At 41.3% G+C, this 634-nt stretch carries 1 protein-coding gene; it reads left to right on the top strand.

The annotated features are described in order from the left end of the window. Positions 1–68: 68 nt before the first annotated feature. A partial coding sequence (locus R7040_RS27505) for a polysaccharide deacetylase family protein (RefSeq protein ID WP_318097749.1) occupies positions 69–634 on the top strand: 566 nt, incomplete at its 3' end.

Here is a 634-nt window from a genome sequence, read left to right as displayed (position 1 = left end):
TTTACATTTACAACTATCAATATATTACTACTGACAACGTCATTATTAATTTCGAAAAGGAATCGAAAATGAAATTAAATAAACTGGCTATTGCAACGCTTGTAAGTGCCGCTCTATCTCAATATGCATTTGCCCAAACTGACACCAAAGGAACCATTTATCTGACGTTTGATGATGGCCCAATCAACGCCTCAATTGACGTCATTAATGTGCTAAATCAAGAAGAAGTAAAAGCGACGTTTTACTTTAATGCGTGGCATCTAGATGGTATTGGTGATGAAAACGAAGACAGAGCGTTAGAGGCACTAAAACTGGCGTTGGATAGCGGCCACATCGTCGCAAACCACAGTTATGACCATATGGTTCACAACTGTGTTGAAGAATTTGGCCCAAACAGTGCGGCAGAATGTAATGCAACGGGTGATCACCAGATCAACTCTTATCAAGATCCTGCCTACGATGCCTCGATGTTTGCAGAAAACTTGTCAGTACTAGAAAAATATTTGCCGAACATTACGAGCTACCCAAACTATAAAGCGAATGAGTTTGCTCGTTTGCCGTATACCAATGGTTGGCGCGTTACGAAAGACTTCAAAGCGGACGGCTTATGTGCCACGTCCGATGATCTTAAACC

It is taken from the genome of Vibrio sp. 1069, assembly GCF_033340555.1.
This window is presented reverse-complemented; position numbering and strand designations above follow the sequence as displayed.